At 67.8% G+C, this 369-nt stretch carries 1 pseudogene; it reads left to right on the top strand.

From position 1 onward, the window contains the following. A pseudogene (locus tag HBA93_RS19285) lies at window positions 1-369 on the top strand (PD-(D/E)XK nuclease family protein); the annotation flags it as partial.

Here is a 369-nt window from a genome sequence, read left to right on the forward strand (position 1 = left end):
GCCTATACGCCCCGGGCCGCAATCGGCAGCCGCCTGCACGCGCTGCAGGGCGGTGTTTCAGCGCAGGATATCGAGGCCGGGGTTCTGGATGACAGCCTCGCGTTCTATGGTCTGCGCGATCCCGCCGCCTGCGCCGATTTCGCCGCCGCCCAAGCCCGGGCGCTGATTGAGTCCGGCGTTTCGGCCCGTGAAATCGCCGTGCTGTCGGGCGATGAACTGCGCCAGATCGCGCGCGCTTTCTCAGCCCAGGGAGTGCCGCTCTCGGGCCTTCCGGGCCAATTACCCGAGCGAGATGTCATTGGCGAGACCGCGCTACATCTGGCGCTGGCCAAGCGACCGCCAACTCCGGCTATGGTCTTGGCGAGCCTC

The organism is Ochrobactrum sp. SFR4, from assembly GCF_019730395.1.
Lineage (GTDB): Bacteria > Pseudomonadota > Alphaproteobacteria > Rhizobiales > Rhizobiaceae > Pseudochrobactrum.